Below are 23,313 nucleotides of genomic sequence, written 5' to 3' on the forward strand. Positions count from 1 at the left end.
CGTGTCCGAGACCCCCGAGACCCGGCTGAAGCGGCTCCGGATGCGGGCCTGGCGCCGCGGCACCAAGGAAATGGACCTGATCCTCGGCGGCTATGCCGACACCCGTCTGGCCGGCCTCACCGGCGGCGCGCTCGATACCTTCGAGGCGCTGCTCGACGAGAGCGATCAGGAGCTCTACCGGTGGGTTTCGGGCCAGGACTCGCCCCCGCCGCGCTACCGTGACCTGGTGGCGGACCTGGCGCGCATGCCCGGCCGGGGCTAACCTGTCCGGGGGTTTACATATTTTTCGGGAATTCGCTGGATTGTGACGCGTCAGGAAGCAGTCAAGACGCGGAGATCCCGATGCACATGCAGGCGCCCCTCGCAGACCCGGCCGCGCGTGTCTTTCTCGACGACTACGTCGAAACCCTGGCCCTGGTGGAGCGGCTGCACCGGCTGCTGATCGACGTCATCAAGGACGAGTTCGAGCGGCTCGGCGTGCTGGAGCTGAACGCGGTGCAGGCGCTTCTGCTGTTCAATATCGGCGATGCGGAGGTCACGGCCGGCGAGCTCAAGTCGCGCGGCTACTACCAGGGCTCGAACGTCTCCTACAACCTCAAGAAACTGGTGGAGGCGGGCTACATGCACCACCAGCGCTGCGAGATCGACCGCCGCGCGGTGCGCGTCCGCCTGACCGCCAAGGGCCGGGGCATCCGCGACACGGTCGCGCAGCTCTTCGAGCGCCATGCCGAGGGAATCGCCCGGGCCGAGCTGATGGGCGAGCCGGGGCTCGGCGGCGTGAACGCCGCGCTCCGCCGCGTGGAACGCTACTGGAGCGATCAGATCCGCTATATTTACTGAGCAAATCCCGGCAAAGCTTGATCTGGCTCAAAGTGCAGCAATGTCGCAGCGGGCAAATATTCCATAGTCTGAATGGGTGTGGTTGATTATCGTGCCCGGAAACGACATGGTGGGCGCGCCTGGGCAAGGGCCAGCATGCGTCCTACATGAGACCGGGATCAGACCCGGCGCATCGACTGGAAGGGAGAGGCCTTGGATTACGCTGCCGCACTCGACACCGCCCTGAACCGTTTGCATGACGAGGGTCGGTACCGGACGTTTATCGACATCGAGCGTCGGAAGGGCGCCTATCCGAGCGCGGTCTGGCGTCGTCCTGACGGGACCGAGCAGGACATCGTTGTCTGGTGCGGCAACGACTATCTCGGGATGGGCCAGCACCCTGCGGTTCTGTCCGCGATGCACGAGGCGATCGAGGCGACGGGCGCGGGATCCGGGGGCACGCGCAACATCTCCGGCACGACGGTCTACCACAAACGCCTCGAGGCGGAGCTGGCGGATCTTCACCGCAAGGAAGCGGCGCTGATCTTCACCTCGGCCTATATCGCGAACGAGGCGACGCTCTCGACGCTGCCGAAGCTGTTTCCGGGCCTCGTGATCCTGAGCGACGCGCTGAACCACGCCTCGATGATCGAGGGCATCCGGCACGGCAATTGCGAGAAGCACATTTTCCGCCACAACGACGTCGCGCATCTGCGCGAACTGCTCGAGGCGGTCGAGCCGGGCCGCCCGGTGGTGATCGCCTTCGAATCGATCTACTCGATGGACGGCGATTTCGGGCCGATGCGCGAGATCTGCGACCTGGCCGAGGAGTTCGGCGCGCTGACCTATCTCGACGAGGTGCACGCGGTGGGCATGTACGGCCCGCGGGGCGCGGGCGTGGCCGAGCGCGACGGCCTGATGGACCGGATCGACATCGTAAACGGGACGCTGGCCAAGGCCTACGGGGTGATGGGCGGCTACATCGCGGCGAGCGCGAAAATGTGCGACGCGATCCGCTCTTACGCGCCGGGCTTCATCTTCACGACCTCGCTGCCGCCGGCGGTGGCGGCGGGCGCGGCGGCATCGGTGGCGCATCTCAAGACCGACCAGCTGCTGCGCGACCGGCACCAGACGCAGGCGCGGATCCTGAAGATGCGGCTGAAGGGGCTGGGCCTGCCGCTGATCGACCATGGCAGCCACATCGTGCCGGTGCATGTCGGCAACCCGGTGAAGTGCAAGATGCTGTCGGACATGCTGCTCGAGGATTTCGGGATCTACGTGCAGCCGATCAACTTCCCCACCGTGCCCCGCGGCACCGAGCGGCTGCGCTTCACGCCCTCGCCGGTCCACGGGCCGGAACTGCTCGACGGCCTCGTGAAGGCCATGGACAGCCTCTGGGGACGCTGTGAGCTGAATCGCGCGCATCTTTCCGCCTGATCCCGCAGCGAGTGGTGCGCCCATTCCCGGGCTGTGTTAAGCTTTTCGCCAATTAAGCCGAGTCTCGAATCAACGGCTGGCTGGGGAAGACGCATAGGCATGACGGGGCAGGGGCAATGATCGGGCGGAAGACCGACCCGGACTCCGAGCAGGAGAACACCCTTCGCGGTTTCGATTCCTTCGAATTGAAACTCGGCGACATCATGCGTGGCGAACGGGCCACCATGGGCAAGTCCCTCCTGGACGTGCAGCGCGATCTGAAGATCAAGGCCACCTATATCGCCGCGATCGAGAATTCCGATCCCACCGCCTTCGAGACCAAGGGGTTCATCGCCGGATATGTCCGGTCCTATGCCCGCTACCTCAATCTAGATCCCGACTGGGCCTACGAGACCTTCTGCGAGGAAAGCGCCTTCGACGGCGTCAATGGCGGGCTCGACTCCCGGAAGCCGCAGGCCCGGAAAAGCGCCGCGAAACCGGCCCCGGCCGCGGCCGGTCGCGGCGGCGCCCGCGCGATGCAGGCGCAAGACCCGCTGGCCACGGCGCGCACGCGCTACGTGACCCCGCAATCAGCGGGTCTGCTGTCCCGGCTCGAACCCGCCGCGATCGGCTCGTCGCTGGTGCTGCTCGGCCTGATCGGCGTGCTTGGCTACGGCGGCTGGGCGGTCCTGCAGGAAATCCAGCGCGTTCAGTTCGCGCCGGTCGAGCAGGCCCCGGGCGTGGTGGCGACCCTCGACCCGCTGGACGAGGCCGTGAGCGGGGAAGCCGGCGATCCGGTGGCGACACAGATCGCCGGGATCGACAGCGCGCCCGAGACCAAGCTCGAACGGCTCTACCGTCCGCAGGAACTCGACGTGCCGGTGCTGGTCGCGCGCGACGGCCCGATCTCGACGCTCGATCCCGACCGGGTCGGGGCGCTGATCGACGCGGGCGATCCGCGCCGCCGCAGCGCCGGGGCGCTTTCCGTCCCCGCGCCCGCAGCGGACCCCACGCCGCCCGAGATCGCCGCGGCCGAGCCGGGCGCCGCACCCGGCGAGGTGCAGGTCACCCAGGACGTCACCCCCGAGGTCGAGATCTTCGCCGTGCGGCCGGCCTGGGTCCGGGTCACAGCGCCCGACGGCAACGTCATCTTCGAGAAGATCCTCGATGCCGGCGAACGCTATGCCCTGCCCGAGATGGACGGCGCGCCGCGGCTGCGGGCCGGCAATTCGGGATCGGTCTATTTCACGGTGGGCGCGCAGGTCTACGGCCCGGCCGGCCCGGGCACCAGCGTGGCCAAGCAGGTTTCGCTCGCGGCGGCAGATATCGCCGATGTCTACCAGGTCGCCGACCTGCCGCCCGAGGCCATGCCCGAGCCGCGCCCGAGCGTGGCCGAGAACCGCAGCGCGACGGACTGACCGGTCGCGGGGCGTTGCCAGCCCGGCCCGGCGCGATTATCTAGGGCGCAGGGCCACCGGTAGACAGACACCCGAGGACGAGATGAGCGTGAACGACGTGCGCCCCTGGCGCAGCATCCATCGCCGCAAGTCACGGCAGATCCATGTGGGGCCGGTCCCGGTGGGCGGCGATGCGCCGATCACCGTGCAGACCATGACCAACACCCCCACCACCGACGTGCGCGCCACCATCGAACAGGTCCAGCGCTGCGCCGAGGCCGGCGCCGATATCGTGCGCATCTCCACCCCCGACGCCGACAGCGCCCGCGCGCTGAAGGAGATCGTCGCCGAGAGCCCGGTGCCCATCGTCGCGGACATCCATTTCCACTACAAGCGCGCCATCGAGGCCGCCGAGGCCGGCGCGGCCTGCCTCCGGATCAATCCCGGCAATATCGGCGATGAAAGCCGCGTGCGCGAGGTCATCCGCGCGGCCAAGGATCACGGCTGCTCGATCCGCATCGGGGTCAACGCCGGCAGCCTCGAAAAGCATCTGCTGGAAAAATACCGCGAACCCTGTCCCGAGGCGATGATCGAGAGCGGGCTGGAGCATATCCGGATCCTCGAGGACAACGACTTCCACGAGTTCAAGATCAGCGTGAAGGCCAGCGACGTGTTCCTGTCGGCCGCGGCCTATATGGGCCTGGCCGAGGCGACGGACGCGCCGCTGCATCTCGGCATCACCGAGGCGGGCGGGCTCACCGGCGGCACGATCAAATCCGCGATCGGGCTTGGCAACCTGCTCTGGATGGGGATCGGCGACACGGTGCGCGTCAGCCTCTCGGCCGATCCGGTCGAGGAGGTCAAGGTCGGCTACGAGATCCTGAAATCGCTCGGGCTCCGGCATCGGGGCGTGAACATCATCTCCTGCCCGTCCTGCGCGCGGCAGGGCTTCGACGTGATCAAGACCGTCGAGCGGCTCGAGGACCGGCTGTCCCACATCAAGACCCCGATGAGCCTGTCGATCATCGGCTGCGTGGTGAACGGCCCCGGCGAGGCGCTGATGACGGATGTGGGCTTTACCGGCGGCGGCGCCGGGTCGGGCATGGTCTACCTCGCCGGCAAGCAGAGCCACAAGATGTCGAACGACCAGATGATCGACCACATCGTCGAGCAGGTCGAGAAACGCGCCGCCGAGATCGAGGAGGGCAACGCGGCGCGCCCGGCCGCGGAATAGGCGCTTGCGGATGTCCCTGACGATCCTGGGCGTTGCGGTCCTGCTGGGCATCGGCCTGCTGGGCTGGGTGCGCCTGGCACCCAGCGCACCCGGCACCTGGCATGTCGACCCGCTGGACGCGACCGGCACGGGCAGGCCCAACGAGGTGTTCGTCCTGCCCGAGGGGGGCGACCGGCAGGCGCCGGTCTTCGATCTCTCGGCCAGCGAGCTGGCGCGCCGGGTCGACGACATGGCGGCCGGCCGGCCGCGCACGTCCCGCCTGGCCGGCAGCCCGGAGACCGGCATGATGACCTATGTCCAGCGCAGCCGCTGGATCGGTTTCCCGGATTACGTGACGGTCCGCGTGCTGCCCCGGGGGGACGACGCCGCGACGCTGGCGATCTGGTCGCGGTCGCGCTTCGGCCACTCGGACATGGGCGTGAACGCCGCCCGCGTCGACCGCTGGCTCGCGGCGCTGGCGCGCTAGCGCCGGCAGGCGGCGGCCGCGCTTGACGGCCCCGCCGCGATCGGAGAAACCCGGCCCATGGTGCCCATCGAAAAACTGGAACAGATCCGCGGCCGCTTCGAGTTTCTCGAGGCGAAGATGGCCGAGGGCGGCGCGTCCGCCGCCGAGATCGCCGCGCTGTCGCGGGAATACGCCGAGCTTAAACCCGTCGTGGCCGAGATCGACGCCTATCGCCGGACCCTGGCGGATATCGAGGCGGCCGAGGCGATGCTGGACGACCCTGAAATGCGGGATCTCGCGGCCGAGGAACTCGAAAGCCTTCGGGCGCGGCTGCCGGATCTCGAGCAGGCCGTGCGGCTGGCACTGCTGCCGAAGGACACGGCCGATGCGCGCCCGGCCATCATCGAGATCCGCGCCGGCACCGGCGGCGAGGAGGCCGCGCTCTTCGCGGCCGATCTCCTGCGCATGTACCAGCGCTATGCCGAGTCGCATGGCTGGCGGCTCGAGGTGGTGGAGGAATCCGCCACCGAGATCGGCGGCTACCGCGAGGTGGTGGCGAATATCCGCGGGCAGGGGGTCTTTGCCCGCCTGAAATACGAGAGCGGCGTGCACCGGGTGCAGCGCGTCCCCGAGACGGAATCGGGTGGCCGTATCCATACCTCGGCGGCCACGGTGGCGGTGCTGCCCGAGGCCGAGGAGGTCGATATCGAGATCGACCCTAACGATCTTCGGATCGACACGATGCGCGCCAGCGGGGCGGGCGGGCAGCACGTCAACACCACCGACTCGGCGGTGCGGATCACCCATGTTCCGACCGGCTTGGTCGTGACCTCGTCGGAAAAATCCCAGCACCAGAACCGCGCCATCGCGCTGCAGGTCCTGCGTGCGCGGCTCTACGACATGGAACGCCAGAAGGCCGATGCGGAACGGGCGGCCAGCCGCAAGAGCCAGGTCGGATCGGGCGACCGGTCCGAACGGATCCGCACCTACAATTTCCCCCAGGGGCGCGTGACCGATCACCGGATCGGGCTGACGCTCTACAAGCTGGACCAGGTGATGGCCGGAGATCTCGACGAGATCATCGACGCGCTGATCGCCGACGACCAGGCCGCGCGCCTGGCGGAGCTGGACGCATGACCGTCCCGGCCCGGGCGGCCCTGGCGGCCGCGGCCGACAGGCTGCGAGCCGCCGGCGTGCCGGAGCCGCTCGGCGATGCCCGTCGGCTCATGGCCCATGCGCTGGGGGTGGCGCCCGCGCGGCTGACGCTCGCGCTCGGGGAACCGGTCGAACCCGAGGCGCTGACCCGCTTCGAGACCGCCGTCGCGCGGCGCGCGGGACGCGAGCCGGTCGCGCAGATCGTCGGGCGCCGCGTCTTCTGGGGCCGCGATTTCGCGGTGACGGCGGATGTTCTCGATCCGCGCCCCGAGACGGAAACCCTGATCGCGGCGGCGCTCGAGCTGCCCTTCGAACGGGTGCTGGATCTCGGCACCGGGTCGGGCTGCATCCTGCTGACGCTGCTCGCCGAGAGACCCGCGGCCCAGGGCCTCGGCACCGACATTTCCGAGGCGGCCCTGGCGGTCGCGCGGACCAATGCGCGCGCGCTGGGCCTGGAGACGCGCGCGGCCTTCCGCCGTGCCGATTGGTGCAACGGGATCGACGGCCGTTTCGATTTGGTCGTGGCGAACCCGCCCTATATTGCGGCCGCGGAGATGCCCGACCTCGCGCCCGAGGTCCGCGAATGGGAACCGGCCGCGGCCCTCAGCCCCGGTGGTGATGGGCTCGATGCCTACCGGGCTATCGCCGCGGGGGTTCAGGCGCGTCTGGCGCCCGGCGGCAGCGTGCTGGTCGAGATCGGTCCGACCCAGGAAGCGGCGGTCGCCGCGCTCTTTGCGGCGGCGGGCCTGTCCTGCCGCGCGGTCCACCGCGACCTTGACGGGCGCGACCGGACCCTCCATCTGATGGCACAGAGGCGTCCGCCTGCAACGGCGGGCGGATAAATGCACGCGGCAGCGTCGGTTTTCGCTTGTTTTCGGCGATCCGGCATGTTTAGTGCTAAGCGCGGGTGACGGAGCCGGGTTCGGCTCCCCCGCGGGTAAGCCGAAAAAACAAGCGCAGGGCATCATCGACCGCAAGGCGGCGATAACCAACAGCGAAAACGCCCGGGCGCATCCCCAGAAGGCTGGAAAACAAGCAATATGAGATCATCGAAGTCACGTTCGCGCGCCAAGGGTAACAGGCGTTCCGTCGGCAACATCGTCAATCGGGTGTTCGACAGTTCCGGCCCCGAAGGCAAGGTGCGCGGCACACCGCAACAGATCATCGACAAGTACACGGCGCTCGCACGCGATGCGACGCTGGCAAACGACCGCGTCGCGGCCGAGAATTTCCAGCAGCACGCCGAGCATTATGCCCGCATGCTGGGCGATGCTCAGCGCGATGCGGACGCCAAGCGCGAGCAGCAGGAAGCCCAGGATCGCAAGCGCGACTCCCGCGGCGACGACCGCGGCGGCGAGCGTGACGAGCGCGGCCAGAAGCCGGGCGACCAGGGCCAGGGCGACAAGCCTGCACGCGGCGACGGCGAGGGCGACGGCCAGAAAGCCGGCCAAGGTGGCGGCGACGTGGTCGACATGGACAGCGAGGCGGACACCAATCTCGTTGAAACGCCCGAAAACACCCCCGCCAAGCGGCGCGGTGGCGGCCGCAAGAAGGCCCAGGGCGGCGACGAGGGCGGCGCGTCCGAAGCCAAGGCGGCCGAGTAACCCGACGGGTCGGCGCGTCGCGCCGCGGCGGCCCGCCCGCCGCTCAGCCGTCCCCGGCGATGTTGCGGGCCAAGGCGCAGAATTTCTCGAGCGACACCCGTTCGGCCCGGTCCGTTGGCGCGATGCCGACGGCCTCGAGCCGCGCCTCGATATCCGGCGCCAGCCCCCTGAGGCTTGCGCGAAGCATCTTGCGGCGCTGGTTGAAGGCCGCGGCGACCACCCGTGACAGGATAGCGGGATCGGCCGGGTAAAGCGGCGCCTGCCGCGCCGTCAGTTGCACCACCGCCGATCGCACCTTGGGCGGCGGGGTGAAGGCCTCCGGCGGCAGGTCCATGACGATGCGCGCCTCCGCGCGCCACTGCGCGAGGATCGCCAGCCGCCCATAGGCCTTCGAGCCGGGCCGGGCCACGATCCGCTCGGCCACCTCGCGCTGGAACATCAGCGTCAGGCTGTCCCAGAAGGGCGGCCAGTCGGGCGGCGTCAGCCAGCGCACCAGAAGTTCCGTGCCGACATTGTAAGGCAGGTTGGCCACCACCTTGATCGGCGGGGACAGATGCGCCAACGGGTCGATCTCCAGCGCGTCGCCGTGGATCACCTCGAGCCGGCCGGGATAGGCCGCGGCGATCTCGTCCAGCGCGGGCAGGCAGCGCGCGTCCTTCTCGACGGCCAGAACCCTGCGCGCGCCCTCGGCCAGCAGTCCGCGCGTCAGACCGCCGGGTCCCGGGCCGATCTCGAGGATGTCCGCCCGGGTCAGATCGCCCGCCTGCCGCGCGATCTTGGCCGTCAGGTTCAGGTCCAGAAGGAAGTTCTGTCCCAGCGCCTTGCGCGCCGAAAGCCCGTGTGCGGCGATCACGGCCCGCAGGGGGGGCAGCTGGTCGATGGCGCTCATGCGGCGGTGCCGCGGGCCTGCGCCATGTCCCCGGCCATCCGCAGCGCCGCGACCAGGCTGGTGGCGTCGGCGCGGCCGGTCCCGGCGATGTCGAAGGCGGTGCCGTGATCGGGCGAGGTGCGGATGAAGGGCAGGCCCAGCGTCACGTTCACCCCGCCTGCGAAATCCACCGTCTTGACCGGTATCAGGGCCTGGTCGTGATACATGCAGATCGCCACGTCGTAGCGCGCCCGTGCCGCCGGGTGGAACATCGTATCCGCCGAGAGCGGCCCGGCAATCTCCACTCCCCGACCGCGCAGGGTCTCGAGCACCGGGGCGATCACCTCGATTTCCTCGCGCCCCATCGCGCCGCCCTCGCCGGCATGGGGGTTGAGCCCGGCCACCGCGATCCGGGGCCGCGCCAGGCCGAAATCGAGCCGCAGCGCGGCGTGGGTGATCTCTATCGTCTCGCGCAGCAGGTCCGGCTTCAGCGCACCGGGAACCTCGGAGAGCGGGATGTGGATGGTCACCGGCACTACGCGCAGCTCGGGCGCGGCCAGCATCATCACCGGGCGATGTCCGCCCGCGAGATCGGCCAGGTATTCGGTATGGCCCGGGAAGGCAAAGCCGGCGCCGTCCTTCAGCGCTTTCTTGTGGATGGGCCCGGTCGTCAGGGCCGCGGCGCGCCCGGCCTGCACCAGCCCCACGGCCCGGGCGATCACGTCGATCACGGCGGCGGCGTTGGCCGGGTCCGGCCGGCCCGGCGCCGCCGGTGCCGGAAAGTCATGATGCAGCAGCGGCAGGCCCTCGGCGGCCGCCACCGCGGCGGCGCCGGGATCGTCGATTTCCACCAGCGGCACGGGGCCCGCGACCGCGCGGGCATGAGCGCGGTCAGCGATCAGGAAGAAGGGCAGGCTGTCCCGCAGAACCGTCCAGGCGCGCGCCGCGATCTCGAGCCCGACCCCGGCCGGCTCGCCGCAGGTAAGCGCGACGGGGCCGGTCATTGCTCGACGATGATGGCGTCGTTGCGCAGCTCTTCGAGGTAGCTGTCGGCATAGGCCGAGAGCCGCGCGTTGCGCAGCCGCTGGCGCATCTGCTCGCGCCCATCTTCGGGCATGGCGACGCTGCGATCGCAGAGCTTGAGGAAACGCAGCTGCTCGGTGCCCGGCGCCGGGGCGGTGACGCTCTCGCCGGCGTCGAGGCCGGCCAGCGCAAGCGCGATGTCGCGCGGGATTTCCGCGGCCGGCTGATCCTTGACGCGGGTCCAGCTGGCGTCTGCGAAATTGCCCGCGATATCGTAGAAGTCATCGCAGCTGTCGATCCGCCCGTCGAGCGCCGCGGCCGCGGCGCGGCCCTCGTCGCCGGGGGCGAACCGCACCTGCAGATAGTCGGCGGAGACCAGCCGCGGATAGGCCGGCATCGCGTCGCTGATGCCGCGCATGAGGAAGATCGCCACCGCGTTCGGGATCTGCACCGGCGGCGTGACCTCGCCGGGCCGCATGGTCAGAAGCATGTCGACCAGTTGCGGCGGCAGGTTGCCGATCGGCAGCGCGTCGAGCCGGCCGCCGCGCAGGGCGCTCTGCGAGACCGAGTAGTCGCGCGCGGCGCGGGCAAAGGCCTCGGCGCCGCGGATCTCGTCGGACAGGCGCGAGATCAGGTCCATGTTCTCTTCCTCGAGCTCCGGCGTGATCGGCAGCACGAGTTCGGAAAGCAGGAGCGATACCCCCTCGCGGCCCTGCGCCTGGGCGAGCGCCCGGTCCACGTCGGCGTCGGAAATGTTGATGCGGGCCGTGAACCGGCGCTGCACCAGCTTGCGCCAGAGCAGCCCCGAGCGCACGAAATCGCGGTATGTTTCGGCGGCGACGCCCTCTTCGGCCAGGGCGGCGACGAATTCATCCGGCGTGAGATTGGCTCGGCCCGCGAATTCCGTGAGGCCCTCGCGCAGTTCCTCCTCGGTCACGGTGATCCCGCCGCGTTCGGCGGCCTGTTCGCGCAGCCGGTCCGAGACCAGCGCGTTACGGGCCTGTTCGACGTGATCGCCGGGGGTGCGCAGCACCTCGAGAAAACGCTGGCGCTGTTCCAGCTCGAAATAGGTCACGGCCTGGCCGTTGACCTTGATCGCGGGGGAAAAGGGGCTTTCCTGGGCCGGGGCGAGCCCCGGCAGCAGGAGCGCGACAAGGGCGGTCAGAAAGGCAAGTCTTGTCATCGGGCAGGGTCCGTTCTGCTCGTTATCCACTGCATCGGCGCATGGCCGGCTCTCGGCCGCCACGGTCACCGAACCCGTTGAGGGAAACGGCGAGACCGATATCCGTCGACGCCTTCACATTAGTGGAGGAAGTGAACCGGCGCGAGAGGGAAAGGTCAACAGCGATGCATTCATTCTCGTATATCAGTCCGACGCCGGCGCGGGTGGGTTCGCTGGCAACGGTATCGTAGCGCCAGTCGATGCTGGCATGCCAATGGCGCTGCAACTGGTATTCCGCGTCCAGCGCCCATTCGGAGACATCGTCGGTCATCTCCTCCAGGGGATCCTCTTCGAGCCAGACATAGCTCGTCTCCAGGCCCAGGCGTTCGGTTTTCCAGGCCAGCCTGACCTCGGCCTTGGCGAGCGACAGGTCGTCGCCGAAGACCGCGCGGTTGGTCACCGTGAAATCGGGGGCCAGCGACAGGCGCAGGGCCGAGACCCAGTCCGATTCCCGGCCGGCGAGGCCGGAGGCGTCGGTGAACTGCCCGGGATCCTCGGCGCGGATCACCCGACCGAAGGCCAGGTCCAGCGACCAGCCATCGGGGTCGTGGCGCGTGTAGGTCAGTCCCAGATTCGCGCGTAAGCCGCCCTCCTGCCGGTCGGCGCCCGGAAAGCGCGAGACGGCGAAGAGGTTGGTCTCGTCGAACTCTACCAGCCGGCTGTCCTCGTTCGGGGGCGGGTCGTCTTCCTCGGGGCTCCAGACCAGCTGGGCGACGGGTTCGATCACATGGGCGACGCCGCCCTGCTGCCTGAGCCACGGCCAGCGCAATTCCACGGCGGCGAGCGGCGTCAGCCGGGTCTCCGTTGCGTCGTAGGCGCTGTCATGGCGGATCGTGTAGAGATCGGCCCGCGCCCCGCCGATGGCCGAGACGACCATGCCGTTGGCCAGCGTCCAGTTGCGCCGCCAGTCGGCGGCTGCCGTCGTGCGCAGCGCGTCGCGCCCCGCGTCACCATCGTCGTCGGATTGGCGGAAATATCCCTCGGCCGCGAAGGTCAGTTCGGCCTGGCCGCCGATCCAGCCCGGCGTGAAGCGCCGGCTCTGAACCACGCGGCCCACGGCGATCGGGATGGTCTCGTTCGATTCGCTCTCGCGCAGCGACTGGTAGCCGATGATCTCGGCGGCGATATGGTCGTCCGGCCGCGTCCGGGTCAGGCGGAAGGCGCTGTCCAGGCGATCCTTGTCGGAATAGCCGTATTCGAGCAGGTAACCCGGATCGGAGGTCAGCTCGATATCGAAAACGCCGGTGAAGCCGCGCCCGAGATCGAACCGGCCATCTGCGAAGAAATAGCCGCGGAGCGGATCGTCGGTCAGCTCGTCCGTGGTCAGCGCCGCCGAGAAGTCGAGTTCGCCTTTGACGAAGCGGTGGCGGTAATCGGCCTCGAGCGTGGTGGAGGATGTCGTCGTCAGGTACGGGCTGAAGGTCAGGTCGGCATGATCGCCGAGGGTGATGAAATAGGGGATTTTCACGCCGGAGCCCAGAATGTCCGTCGTCCGGAATTCCGGCACCAGGAAGCCGGTCGCGCGCGCGACGGTCGGGTCGGGCAGGCGCAGCCGGGGCAGGTAGGCGATGGGCACCCCGTAGAGATCGAACCAGGCATTTTCGAAATAGAGTTGGCGTTCCTGCTGGTCATGGGTGATCCGCGCCGCGCGGATCTGCCAGATCGGGGTCTCGGACCCGGGACAGATCCGGCAGGTCGAGGCGACCGTTCGGTCCAGCTGCGTGTAGCGTCCGTCCACGCGCCGGATCTCGGCCGCGGCCATCTGCAGGCGGCGTTGCAGGACCATCCGCGCGCCCGTCAGGATCCCGTTCTGCAGATCGGTGGAAAGCTCCGCCATCTCGCTGACGATCACCACCCCCGCGCCGTCGTCGAGGGTGAGCGGCCCCTCCAGGCTGATCCGGTCGGTCTCGCCGTCATAGACGACCCGTGCGGCCGTCAGCCGCGCGCCCTGGTAGAGGAACTCGACATCGCCCGCCGCGACAAGGCGCTGTCGCTCGGCGTCGAAATCCACCCGGTCCGCGACCAGGGTGGCCGGCACGTCCTGTGCCGTCGCGGTCACGGCCGGCGCAAGCGCCAGCAGTGCCGCGGCCAGCAGGCTGCGCAGCGCCGCCATCTAGCCGTCCTCCAGGTGCAAGAGCAGCCCGAGCGAGAGGAAAAGCGCCGCCAGCGGTGGGCTCCACGCCGCGATGAAGACCGGAATTTCGTTATTTTCACCAAGAACTTGTGCGAAGTTTCTCAAGAAAAAAATCGTGATCCCGGACAGCAGCGCGAACATGACCATCAGCCCGGTGCGCCCGAAACGGGTATGGCGCATGGTGAAACCGGCCGCGACCAGGACCATGGCCGCCAGAAGCAGGGGGTTGGCCAGTTCCATTTGCAGGAACACCTTGTGCTGCGTGGCCGAGAAACCCGCATTCTCCAGCTGCCGGATGAAATTCGGCAATTCCCAGATCGGGACCGAGGACGGCTCGCCGAAGCTGTCGCGGATCTGCTCGCGCGTCAGGTCCGAGGCCAGCCGGAATTGCGCGAAGCTCTGGGCGTCGCGCTCGGGATTGCCGCTGCCATCGCCGAGCGTCCAGCGTTTGCCGGGGCCCAGCACCCAGGCCCCCGGTTCCAGCGTCGCCTCGTCGGCCTCGATCCGGAAGCGCGCGGCGCCCCCGGTGTCGAAGCCGAAGAACGTCACCTCGGTCAGCTGCGTGCCGTCGAGATTGGCCCGGGTCGCGTGGATCACCGTCTGCCCCTCGGCGCTGCCCTGGCGCAGCCACAGCCCCTCGCGGCTGATCGAGAGCACGCTTTCCACGCCGCGCGAATAGCGCGCCGAAAGCGTATCGAACTGCTGCGAGGTGGCCGCCACGATCGGGTTCAGCGCCGCGACCCCGGCCGCACCGATCAGGAAAGCCGTCAGCGCCGGCGAGACGACGCTCCGCATCGCCGAGCGGCCCGAGGCGCGCGTGACCACCAGCTCGCTGGTGCGCGCAAGGTTCAGGAACAAGGTGATCGTCGCCAGGATCACGATCAGGGGCAGGATGCGGTACAGATTGGCGGGCGCGTTCAGCGCGGCCAGCCAGAACGCTTCCGCCAGCCCGACCATGTCGCTGTCGTAACTGCGCAGATGCTCGACCATGTCGATCAGCACATGCAGTGCGAAGAAGACGGCGAAGACGCCGAGAAAGCTCTTCAGGAACTTCCGGGCGAAATAGAGATGCAGGATCATGCCGGCACCTCGCTGTCCGGCGCCGCGCGCCGCCTTCGGAACAGCGCCGGCGTCCGCGCGAGCCAGAGCAGGGCCGCGATCGTCGCGACGCCCGCCGCGAACTGCAGGTAGAGCCCGCCCCAGTATTCGGGCTGCGCGCGCAGGAGATCCTCGGCCCGGCTGCCGATGCCCCAGAGAACGATCACCAGCCCGATGGCCAGCGCGATCTGGCGCCAGAGCCCGAAACGGCTGAAACCCCCCAGCATCAGCGCGGCCAGCGCGACCCCGCTGTAGATGACCGGCGCCAGCGTCTGGGACATGCGGCGGTGCGCCTCGAGGCGAAAATCGGCCGCGCTGGCGCCTGTGGCGCGCAGCAACTCGTCCGAGGGCTGGACCAGACGGTGCGTGCCAAGCTCGCGCACCCCGATCCGCGGCGCGCTGTCCCCGGCCAGGAAATCGTCCATGTCATAGGTCAGATCGTCGAAGGAGACCGTCGACAGCCGCTGCGCCGGGTCCGAGACGGTCTGCAGCAGCCCGTCGAACATGACCAGCTTCGGCGCGGGGTCGTCGTTGACGATATAGGCGCGCTCGGCGGTGTAGGTGGTGGTGCGGCCGGTCGCGTCGGTCTCGTGCAGGAAGACGTTGCGCAGCTCTCCGGCCGCGGTGATCTCGCGGATGTAGAAGGTGACGCCGGCCGATGGATTGAGGAACTTGCCCTCCACGATCAGCCGCGCGGCCACGTCACGCGAGATCTCCGACCGTTTCGCGTCGAGCTCGGCCCGGCTGACCGGCACCAGGAAATGCGCGAGCATGCCGACGAGGACCGCGACGATCAGCCCGAAGACGAGATAGGGCCGGAGCAGCCGGAAACCGCCGATCCCGGCGGCCTCGATCACGACGCGTTCGCTCTCCGCCGAGAGCCTGTTGGTCACGTAGACCGCCGCCGCGAAGGCCGAGACCGGCAGCACGAGCTGCATGACGTAGGGCAGCGAAAGCGCCACGACCTCGAGGAAGACCCAGGCCGACTGGCCGTCCGCGATCAGCCAGTCGAAGAGACTGATCGCGCGGTTCACCCAGTAGATCGAGATCAGGATCAGCGAGAAGACCCCGAACAGCGTGATGAGCTGCGACAGGACATATCTGTCGATTCTCGACACCCGGTCTGATCCCCCCTGGCCTGACTGGGCCGGACACTAACCCAATTGGGCGAGGGGCGACAGACCCATCTGGCCAAGGCGGCGGCTGGGCGCTACCTATGGGGCACGTTCGCAAAACCCGCACAGGAGCCTGCCCATGACCATCCCCGCCGCCGTCGATTTCATCGCCTATGACGCCGACCGGATCGCCGGGCAGGCGGGCCGCGTGGCGGTCTTCATCACCCCCGACGGCAAGCTGGACCAGGGCGCGCGGCGGGTGAACCGGCTGATGAAGGGGGCGCTGGTGCGGCTGGCCGAAAGCCCGCGCTTCGAAAAGATGAAACCCGGCGAGGCCGAGGTGCTGTCCTGGCCCGCCGGCCTCGCGGCCGAGGCGGTGGTCGCGGTCAAGCTGGACCGCCGGCCCGATGCCGCCACAGCCCGCGCCGCGGGCGCGGCGCTCGCCCGTGCCATGGGCAAGGGCGATCTGCTGGTGCTGGCCGGCACCACCGCCCGCCCGGACGAGATCGCCTTCGGGCTCGTGCTGCGGGCCTATGCCTTCCGCGCCCACATGACCGGCGACGAGGCGCGGGACACCCCGGGCGCGGTCGCGATGATGGTCTCGCGCCCCGAGGCGGCGGCCGAGGCCTGGGCCCCGCGCGCCGCCGCGGCCGAGGGCGTGTTCTTCACCCGCGACCTTGTCAGCGAGCCGTCGAACGTGCTGACCACCACCGAGTTCGCCGCGCGACTCGCGGAGATGCGCGATCTCGGGCTCGAGGTGCAGGTGCTCGAGGAATCGGACATGGAGGCGCTCGGCATGGGGGCGCTGCTGGGCGTCGGCCACGGCTCGGACAGCCCCTCGAAGATGGTCGTCATGGAATGGAAGGGCGGTGGCGACGCCGCCCCGCTGGCGCTGGTGGGCAAGGGCGTCGTCTTCGACACCGGCGGCATCTCGATCAAGCCCGCGGGCGGCATGGAAGACATGACCATGGACATGGGGGGCGCGGGCGTCGTGGCCGGCGTGATGCGCACGCTGGCCCGGCGCAAGGCCGCGGCCAACGTGGTCGGCCTCGTCGGGCTGGTGGAAAACATGCCCTCGGGCCGGGCGCAGCGCCCGGGCGACGTCGTCACCTCGATGAAGGGCGACACGATCGAGGTCATCAACACCGACGCCGAGGGCCGGCTCGTGCTGGCCGACGTGATGTGGTACGCGCAAAAGCACTTCGAGCCGGCGGCGATGATCGACCTGGCCACGCTGACCGGCGCGATCATCATCGGGCTGGGCCACGAGAACGCCGGCGTCTTTTCCAATGACGACGCGGTCTGCGGCGATTTCCTCAAGGCGGCCGCGGCCGAGGGCGAAGGCGCCTGGCGGATGCCGCTGGGCGACGCCTACGACAAGCTTTTGAAGAGCCGGATCGCCGACATGAAGAACGTGGGCGGGCGCACCGCGGGTTCGATCACCGCGGCGCAGTTCCTGCAGCGCTTCGTCGAGGACGGCACGCCCTGGATCCATCTCGACATCGCCGGCGTGGCGCTGGTGAAGGAAGAGACGGCTTTCGCGCCCGCGGGCGCGACCGGCTGGGGGGTGCGCGCGCTCGACCGGCTGGTGCGCGACCGGTTCGAGGCCTGATGGCCGAGGCCTATTTCTATCACCTGACGCGCAGCCCGCTCGAGGACACGCTGCCGATGCTGCTGGAGAAATCCCGCGCCGCCGGCTGGCGCGTGGCGGTGCGCGGCACGGCGCCGGACCGGCTGCGGCACCTGGACGAGCGGCTCTGGCGTCACCCCGAGGACGGCTTCCTGCCGCACGGGCTGGCCGGCGACGGGTTCGAGGCCGACCAGCCGGTGCTGCTGACCACCGCCGCCGATGTGCCGAACGGGGCGGAGATGCTGATCTCCATCGACGGCGCCGAGATCACGCCGGAGGAAGCCGGCGGTTTCACCCGTGTCTGCGTGGTCTTCGACGGCAACGACGAATCGGCCGTGGTGCAGGCCCGCACGCAATGGACCCGGCTGACCGGGGCAGGGCTGCCCGCCCGCTACTGGAGCCAGGAGAGCGGGCGCTGGGCCGAGAAGGCGTCGAAGAACTGCTGAGGCGGGGCGCGGACATGAAAAGAGCGGGCCGAAGCCCGCTCTTCCCGCGTTTCCAGGTCTGACCCGGTATCAGAACGACATGCTCAGGCCGAAGGACCAGCTGTCGGACGTGTCGGTGCCGTCGTCGGACTGGCCGTAGCCCAGGGTGAGCGAGGCGTCGCCGCCCAGGTCGTAGGCTGCGGCCAGGCCGTAGCCGCTGACATCCGCGCCGGTTTCGTTGTCGTACTCGCCGTAGTTGGCGTGCAGCGAGATCGCATTGACGGTATAGCCGGCGCCGACGCCGATGTGATCCCAGTCTTCACCGGCACGATCATCGTCGTACTGCGAGAGTTGCACACCGAGTTCCAGACCGCCGGCAAGACTTGCGGTCACGGTGCCACCGATCCAGTTGGCGTCATTGGTGGCGTCGACCGCAACGGTCTGATAACCAAGGCCAAAGCCGACCGAGGCTGTGCCGATGTCCATGCTGTACATGGCCCCGACGGCGAAACCGGGATCGAGATCGTCGTCGTCGTCCATCTCGGCCGAAACGGCGACGCCGAAGCTGCCGGCGGTGTAGTCGTAGCGCAGGATCTGGCCGTCATACTCGCCGTCGAGCGCGTTGTTGAGCGCGCCGCTGTGGCTGGTTTCGTCATCGGCCAGCGTGCCCGGGTTGCCGATGCCGCCGGCTTCGCTCGTTGCCCAGTCGGCGGCGCCGTCGGTGTCGCCCATGGTCAGGGTGCCCCAGCCGCCGCGGATGAAGACGGTCGCACCGCCGTCGTCCGCAGCGTCAAAGGCGCCTGCGCTACCTTCGGTGTCGCCGTCGGCAAAGGAGCCAGAGCCATCCGATTCGTCGAGATCGATGCTGGCGCCGAACTCGAGACCGTTGTCGGTCGTGCCGCTCATCGAGAAGGTCACGTCCAGGGTCTGGTGGAACTGGGCGTGGTCATGCGTGCCGCCGAAGATCCCCATCTCGGCCGAGCCGGAGATCGAGACGTCGGCCGCGGCGACACCCGCCGAGGCGACGAGCGCGGAGGAGGTAAGCAGAAACTTTTTCATCGTATGTCCTCGTTTCAGGTTTGTTGTCACCTGTAAGGTTCAGGTGGGGCTTTGATGACCTGTCCGGTAAAAACGCTCAACCGCGATCGAGGTGTTTACAAATGAGAAACCTGGAATGAAACTTTGCCGCTACATCAAAACGAAACTAGTGATGCCTGAAAAAAATTTCTGAATGTATCAAACGAAAGTTTAGTATCAAAAAAATGATCTGAGTAAGGCTTTTTAGAAAACTGCATCCTTGGAAATATAAAACAGTCAGGTTGTTTCTAAATTTTTGCAGTATGATAATAGGTGCGCGATGTCGCTCAACCGGACTCGCATTCAAAGGTGCTGCCCGCTGACAACTGTCAGCGGGCTTTTTTGTTGCCGGAACGGGCGCCGGGGCGCTACGCTTGGGCGGTGTATCAGTCGCGTGTGACGCCAGTATCGAGTGTGAGTTCAAGATGGAAGATTCCAGCGCCTTCGGCCGCCCCCATGTCCTTTTGATCGATGACGACCAGCTTTTGCGCGACCTGCTCGCGACCTTGCTGGACCAATCCGGATGCGACGTGACCTGCGCCGCCGACATCACGGCGGGCAGGGATATCCTGCGCGGGCCGGATCCGGTCAACCTGGTGATCCTGGATTACCGCACGCCGCGGCCCGCAAGCCTTGCACAGCTGTCCGGCTTTCTCGCCGCGGCGGAGGGCGTGCCGGTCGCGCTGCTGTCCTCGAACCTGACGCTGGCCTTCGTCCGCCGCATCGTGGAGCTGGGCTTTCGCGGGTATCTTCCCAAGAGCATCCGGCCCGACACCTTCGTGCAGGCGGTGCGGCTGATCCTGTCCGGCGGCGTCTACATTCCCGAGGACGTGCTGCTCCAGTCCGAGAAGGACCGCCCGCTGCGCGACATCACCCCCACCGAGATGGACGTGCTGGCGCGCGTGGCGGCGGGGCAGTCCAACAAGCTGATCGCCGCCGACCTGCAGATGTCGGAATCCACCGTGAAGATGCATATCCGGTCGCTCAGCAGCAAGCTGCGCGCCCATAACCGGACGCAGATCGCGCTGCAGGCGATCCGGCTGGGCCTGGCCCAGGCCGAGTGACGGGCGCTAGCGCCGGTAGACCGCGCCGCTGGCGTTCGGCCAGTCCGGCGGCCGGTACCCGTCCATATACGCGTTGAGCAACCGGACCGCCGCCTTCGAGATCGACTCCTTGCCGTTCTCGATGGCACTGATGCGGTTGTAATGGGAATAGCCCAGAAGGCGGGAAAACTCTTTTTGCGAAAGCCCAAGTTCTTCCCGGCATTCGCGAACGGTCCTCGGATCGATCAGCATGGCACGAAACACCCAGCACTCTTGACACAACACACGCGTCCAGTATGGGACGACGCGTTTTCCAATCAATCTGTGCTTTTGTTTTCGTCTCCAGAAAGGTTACGCTCTGCGTATCTTTCCATATCTGAAAACCCGAAAAGATTTTCCCGAGAAGTTTTGCATGCCGCCATGGCGGGTTTTCCCGGGAAGCCTGTGGGCGGCAGCCGGCCCGGTTACCGGGCCAGCAGCATCCGGTCGCTGGTGATCTCGATCCGCGCGAAACGGTCGAGATAGGTCATGCCCAGCAGCGAGGTGTCCATGTCGCCGCTGTTGACCCAGGCCGTGACGCCGCGATCCGTCACGCCCCCCACCGCCAGCCGGTCGAGTTCCACCCGCGCGGTGCGCACGGGCCCGTTCGCGGTGTAGGCCTCGCCGTAATAGGAGAGCGCCCCGGTGTCGATCCCCGCGGCGCGCGCATCGGCGCCGCTCAGGACGATGCTGGTCGCGCCGGTGTCGATCATGAAGCGCAGCGGGGCGCCGTTGACCTCGGCCGTCAGGTAGAAATGCCCGTCCAGCGCGCGGGGCAGCTCGATCCGGCCGTCGTCGAGCACCGTGGCGCGCGGCGGGCCCGCGGCGCGGCGCACATCGTCCCAGAGCCCCACGGCAACGATCGCCCCGATGAAGATGAAGGTCCAGATCGCCGCCTGCTGCGCCATCTGCCCGAGCCGCCGGCGGTTCTGCATCAACAGCCACCCGGCGACGGCGCCGCCGAGCAGAAGCAGGTAGAGCAGGCGTGGCAAGAGCTCGTGATCCATGCCGTTCACCTTAGGCCAAGCCGTCACGGAATGGGAGAGGGCGCCGCTCACCCGCCGTTCACGACACCGAAATCCCTGAGCCCGTCGAGGACGAACTGCACCGAAAGCGCCGCGAGCAGCATGCCCAGCAGGCGTGTCACGACGATGACACCGGTATGCCCGAGCGCGCGCTCGAACGGGCCGGCCGTCAGGAACAGCCCGAAGACCAGCGCGACGACGGCGAGCATCACCAGATGCACCATCAAAAGGTAAAGCGGGTCGCCGCCGGCCTGGCCGGCCAGCAGGATCATCGTCGCCATGGCGCCGGGCCCCGCGATCAGCGGCATCGCCAGCGGAAAGACCGACGGATCCTCCTCGGGGCCGATCGACTGGCCCTCGCGGCGCTGGGTGCGGCGTTCGAACAGCATGTCGAGGGCCGTGATGAAGAGCAGGATCCCGCCGGAAATCCGGAAGGCGGGCATCGAGATGCCGATGAAATCCAGCACCGCCTCGCCCAGCAGGCCGAAGATCGTCAGCAGCCCCACCGCGATGGCGCAGGCCCGCAGGGCGATCCCCCGGCGTTCCGCCGTCGATTGCCCGCGGGTGAGCGCCACGAAGACCGGCGTCAGACCCACCGGGTCGATGATGACGAACAGGGCCACGAAGGCGGTGATCGCCGCGCCGATCTCCATCTATCCCTCCGCCGCGTCCAGTTTCTCCTGCGCCTTGAGCCAGAGCGCCTCTGCAAGGTCGAGCCCCTCCGCCACCTCGGCCCGCTTTTTCTGCCACTTTTCGGCCTCGCCGGCCATCCCCGGCGCGTAGAGCGCGGGTTCGGCGAGCTTGGCGTCGAGCCTGGCGCGCATGTCTTCCAGTTTCTGGACGCGGGCCTCGCATTTGCGCACCTCGTCGCGCAGCGCCTTGATCCTGTCGCGGCCGGCCGGCCTTGGCCTGGCGGGGGCCGGCTTGGCGGCCCCGGACGCCGTCTCGGCCGGCTTCGTGGACAGCAGGTCGCGGCGATACTCCTCGAGCGTGCCGTCGAAGACGTGCACCCCCCCGTCCTGCACGCGCCAGAGCCGGTCGGCCGCGTGGCTCAGCAGGTGGAAATCGTGGCTGACGAGGATTACCGCCCCCTCGAACCCGGCCAGCGCCTGCACCAGCGCGGCGCGGCTCTCGATGTCGAGGTGGTTGGTTGGCTCGTCCAGGATCAGCAGGTGCGGCGCGTCCAGCGTCGCCAACAACAGGGAAAGCCGCGCCTTCTGCCCCCCCGAGAGTTTCTCGACCGGGGTGTCCGCCTGGTCGGCGCCCAGCCCGAAGCCCGCGAGCCGCGCGCGCAGCTTGGCCGGCGGCTGGTCGGGCAGGGGGCGCTGCAGGTGCTGCAGCGGCGTTTCGGCCGGGGTCAACTCCTCGATCTGGTGCTGGGCGAAATAGCCGACCCGCAGCTTGGCCGCGCGGGTCATCTTGCCGTCCAGCAGCGCGAGCTTGCCGGCCAGCAGCTTGGAGAGGGTGGATTTGCCTTCGCCGTTCTTGCCCAGTAGCGCGATGCGGTCGTCCTGGTCGATCCGGAGCGAGAGCCGCCGCAGGACCGGCTTGCCGTCATAGCCCACCGCCCCGGCGTCGAGCGCGAGGATGGGCGGCGACAGCGGTTCGGGCGCGGGAAAGCCGAAGGAAATGCTGCGCCCGGTCCGCAACTCCGCCACCGGTTCCATCTTCTCGAGCATCTTGATGCGGGCCTGCGCCTGCCTTGCCTTGGAGGCCTTCGCACGGAACCGGTCGACGAAGCTTTGCAGATGCTTGCGCTGCGCCTCCTGCTTCTTGGCCTGGGCTTCCGCCTGCGCGGCGGCCTCGCGGCGCTGGCGGTCGAACTGGTCGTAGGGGCCCTGGTAAAGCGTGAGCCGCCGCTCCTCGAGATGCAGGATCGCGCCGACGGCGCGGTTCAGCAATTCGCGGTCATGCGAGATCACGAGCACGGTGTGGGGATACCGGGCGAGATAGGTCTCGAGCCAGAGCGCCCCCTCGAGATCGAGGTAGTTCGTGGGCTCGTCCAGCAGCAGCAGGTCCGGTGCGGCGAACAGCACAGCGGCCAGCGCCACGCGCATCCGCCAGCCGCCCGAGAAGTCGGCGCAGGGGCGCCGCTGGTCGGCCGGGTCGAAGCCGAGCCCCGACAGGATCGCCGCCGCGCGGCCCTCGGCGGACCAGGCGTCGATGTCGGCCAGCCGCGTCTGCACCTCGGCGATGCGGGCGGGGTCGGTGGCGGTCTCGGCCTCGGCCAGCAGCGCGGCGCGCTCGGTATCGGCGGCCAGGACGGTGTCGAGCAGGCTTTCCGGGCCGGCCGGCACCTCCTGCGCGACGCCGCCGATACGGGCGCGGGCGGGCAGGGTGATCTCGCCGCCCTCGAGCGTCAGTTCGCCCCGGATCAGCCGGAAGAGCGTGGTCTTGCCGGCCCCGTTCGGCCCGACCAGCCCGACCTTGTGGCCTGTCGGGATCGTGGCGGAGGCCCGCTCGAAGAGCGGTTTGCCCTCGACGGCGTAGGAGATATCCGAGATGCGCAGCATGCCCGCCATGTGCCCGAGCGCCGCGGGCCTG

The 23,313-nt window shown here is 68.6% G+C and carries 23 protein-coding genes; 12 read left to right on the forward strand and 11 right to left on the reverse strand.

The window, feature by feature from the left end; genetic code table 11:
* Position 1: 1 nt before the first annotated feature.
* From ACQ5SP_RS05030 to ACQ5SP_RS05070, 9 genes are all read left to right on the forward strand, one after another.
* On the forward strand, positions 2-262 hold the full coding sequence (locus ACQ5SP_RS05030; protein WP_430937068.1) for a succinate dehydrogenase assembly factor 2: 261 nt from the start codon (positions 2-4) through the stop codon (positions 260-262).
* Between the two features lie 80 nt (positions 263-342).
* The gene (locus ACQ5SP_RS05035; protein ID WP_430937069.1) at positions 343-840 is read left to right on the forward strand and encodes a MarR family winged helix-turn-helix transcriptional regulator; all 498 of its coding nucleotides are present in this window, start codon (positions 343-345) and stop codon (positions 838-840) included.
* Positions 841-1,032: 192 nt separating this feature from the next.
* On the forward strand, positions 1,033-2,256 hold the full coding sequence (gene hemA, locus ACQ5SP_RS05040; RefSeq protein WP_430937071.1) for a 5-aminolevulinate synthase: 1,224 nt from the start codon (positions 1,033-1,035) through the stop codon (positions 2,254-2,256).
* Positions 2,257-2,372: 116 nt separating this feature from the next.
* The gene (locus tag ACQ5SP_RS05045; RefSeq protein WP_430937073.1) at positions 2,373-3,653 is read left to right on the forward strand and encodes a helix-turn-helix domain-containing protein; all 1,281 of its coding nucleotides are present in this window, start codon (positions 2,373-2,375) and stop codon (positions 3,651-3,653) included.
* A gap of 82 nt (positions 3,654-3,735) precedes the next feature.
* Positions 3,736-4,866 (forward strand): flavodoxin-dependent (E)-4-hydroxy-3-methylbut-2-enyl-diphosphate synthase, encoded by a 1,131-nt coding sequence (gene ispG / locus ACQ5SP_RS05050; RefSeq protein ID WP_430937075.1) that lies wholly within the window; start codon positions 3,736-3,738, stop codon positions 4,864-4,866.
* Between the two features lie 10 nt (positions 4,867-4,876).
* On the forward strand, positions 4,877-5,332 hold the full coding sequence (locus ACQ5SP_RS05055; RefSeq protein WP_430937077.1) for a DUF1499 domain-containing protein: 456 nt from the start codon (positions 4,877-4,879) through the stop codon (positions 5,330-5,332).
* Positions 5,333-5,389: 57 nt separating this feature from the next.
* Positions 5,390-6,448 carry a peptide chain release factor 1 gene (gene prfA, locus ACQ5SP_RS05060; protein ID WP_430937079.1) on the forward strand — a complete coding sequence of 353 codons (1,059 nt, stop codon included), beginning with the start codon at positions 5,390-5,392 and terminating at the stop codon, positions 6,446-6,448.
* On the forward strand, positions 6,445-7,308 hold the full coding sequence (gene prmC / locus ACQ5SP_RS05065; RefSeq protein WP_430937081.1) for a peptide chain release factor N(5)-glutamine methyltransferase: 864 nt from the start codon (positions 6,445-6,447) through the stop codon (positions 7,306-7,308). The genes prfA and prmC overlap by 4 nt, the downstream gene beginning before the upstream one ends.
* Before the next feature lie 198 nt (positions 7,309-7,506).
* Complete coding sequence (locus tag ACQ5SP_RS05070) at positions 7,507-8,070, forward strand: DUF4167 domain-containing protein (protein ID WP_430937083.1); 564 nt, start codon at positions 7,507-7,509, stop codon at positions 8,068-8,070.
* Between the two features lie 43 nt (positions 8,071-8,113).
* On the opposite strand, the gene rsmA is transcribed toward ACQ5SP_RS05070, so the two are convergent.
* Genes rsmA through lptF form a run of 6 tightly spaced genes read right to left on the reverse strand, consistent with a single transcriptional unit; the run spans position 8,114 to position 15,533 of the window.
* Positions 8,114-8,959 (reverse strand): 16S rRNA (adenine(1518)-N(6)/adenine(1519)-N(6))-dimethyltransferase RsmA, encoded by an 846-nt coding sequence (gene rsmA, locus ACQ5SP_RS05075; protein ID WP_430937085.1) that lies wholly within the window; start codon positions 8,957-8,959, stop codon positions 8,114-8,116.
* Positions 8,956-9,942 (reverse strand): 4-hydroxythreonine-4-phosphate dehydrogenase PdxA, encoded by a 987-nt coding sequence (pdxA, locus tag ACQ5SP_RS05080; protein ID WP_430937087.1) that lies wholly within the window; start codon positions 9,940-9,942, stop codon positions 8,956-8,958. Before pdxA ends, rsmA begins: the two co-directional genes overlap by 4 nt.
* On the reverse strand, positions 9,939-11,144 hold the full coding sequence (locus tag ACQ5SP_RS05085; RefSeq protein WP_430937089.1) for a peptidylprolyl isomerase: 1,206 nt from the start codon (positions 11,142-11,144) through the stop codon (positions 9,939-9,941). Before ACQ5SP_RS05085 ends, pdxA begins: the two co-directional genes overlap by 4 nt.
* A 22-nt stretch (positions 11,145-11,166) precedes the next feature.
* Positions 11,167-13,296 (reverse strand): LPS-assembly protein LptD, encoded by a 2,130-nt coding sequence (locus tag ACQ5SP_RS05090; protein ID WP_430937091.1) that lies wholly within the window; start codon positions 13,294-13,296, stop codon positions 11,167-11,169.
* On the reverse strand, positions 13,297-14,397 hold the full coding sequence (gene lptG / locus ACQ5SP_RS05095; RefSeq protein WP_430937093.1) for an LPS export ABC transporter permease LptG: 1,101 nt from the start codon (positions 14,395-14,397) through the stop codon (positions 13,297-13,299).
* The gene (gene lptF / locus ACQ5SP_RS05100; RefSeq protein ID WP_430937095.1) at positions 14,394-15,533 is read right to left on the reverse strand and encodes an LPS export ABC transporter permease LptF; all 1,140 of its coding nucleotides are present in this window, start codon (positions 15,531-15,533) and stop codon (positions 14,394-14,396) included. Before lptF ends, lptG begins: the two co-directional genes overlap by 4 nt.
* A 136-nt stretch (positions 15,534-15,669) precedes the next feature.
* Here lptF and ACQ5SP_RS05105 point away from each other — a divergent pair, with 136 nt between their 5' ends.
* Together ACQ5SP_RS05105 and ACQ5SP_RS05110 are read left to right on the forward strand one after the other, a co-directional pair.
* Positions 15,670-17,142, forward strand: a complete 1,473-nt coding sequence (locus ACQ5SP_RS05105) for a leucyl aminopeptidase (protein WP_430937097.1) — start codon at positions 15,670-15,672, stop codon at positions 17,140-17,142.
* Positions 17,142-17,606, forward strand: a complete 465-nt coding sequence (locus tag ACQ5SP_RS05110; protein ID WP_430937099.1) for a DNA polymerase III subunit chi — start codon at positions 17,142-17,144, stop codon at positions 17,604-17,606. The genes ACQ5SP_RS05105 and ACQ5SP_RS05110 overlap by 1 nt, the downstream gene beginning before the upstream one ends.
* 69 nt (positions 17,607-17,675) lie before the next feature.
* Here ACQ5SP_RS05110 and ACQ5SP_RS05115 read toward each other — a convergent pair whose 3' ends face one another.
* Positions 17,676-18,644 (reverse strand): porin, encoded by a 969-nt coding sequence (locus ACQ5SP_RS05115; RefSeq protein WP_430937101.1) that lies wholly within the window; start codon positions 18,642-18,644, stop codon positions 17,676-17,678.
* A 443-nt stretch (positions 18,645-19,087) separates the two neighbouring features.
* Here ACQ5SP_RS05115 and ACQ5SP_RS05120 point away from each other — a divergent pair, with 443 nt between their 5' ends.
* Positions 19,088-19,726 carry a response regulator transcription factor gene (locus ACQ5SP_RS05120; protein WP_430937103.1) on the forward strand — a complete coding sequence of 213 codons (639 nt, stop codon included), beginning with the start codon at positions 19,088-19,090 and terminating at the stop codon, positions 19,724-19,726.
* 6 nt (positions 19,727-19,732) lie between these two features.
* Here the strand turns inward: ACQ5SP_RS05120 and ACQ5SP_RS05125 are convergent, their stop codons facing one another.
* The 4 genes from ACQ5SP_RS05125 to ACQ5SP_RS05140 all read right to left on the reverse strand — a co-directional run bounded on the left by ACQ5SP_RS05125 (position 19,733) and on the right by ACQ5SP_RS05140 (position 23,282).
* Positions 19,733-19,957, reverse strand: a complete 225-nt coding sequence (locus tag ACQ5SP_RS05125; protein WP_430937105.1) for a helix-turn-helix domain-containing protein — start codon at positions 19,955-19,957, stop codon at positions 19,733-19,735.
* Between the two features lie 212 nt (positions 19,958-20,169).
* The gene (locus ACQ5SP_RS05130) at positions 20,170-20,751 is read right to left on the reverse strand and encodes a retropepsin-like aspartic protease family protein (RefSeq protein ID WP_430937107.1); all 582 of its coding nucleotides are present in this window, start codon (positions 20,749-20,751) and stop codon (positions 20,170-20,172) included.
* Between the two features lie 47 nt (positions 20,752-20,798).
* Positions 20,799-21,422 carry a MarC family protein gene (locus tag ACQ5SP_RS05135; protein ID WP_430937109.1) on the reverse strand — a complete coding sequence of 208 codons (624 nt, stop codon included), beginning with the start codon at positions 21,420-21,422 and terminating at the stop codon, positions 20,799-20,801.
* The gene (locus ACQ5SP_RS05140) at positions 21,423-23,282 is read right to left on the reverse strand and encodes an ATP-binding cassette domain-containing protein (RefSeq protein ID WP_430937111.1); all 1,860 of its coding nucleotides are present in this window, start codon (positions 23,280-23,282) and stop codon (positions 21,423-21,425) included.
* Between the last annotated feature and the right edge of the window lie 31 nt (positions 23,283-23,313).

Origin of the sequence: Rhodovulum sp. YNF3179, from assembly GCF_050586465.1 — a bacterium.
Classification (GTDB): Bacteria; Pseudomonadota; Alphaproteobacteria; order Rhodobacterales; family Rhodobacteraceae; genus CAJXYS01.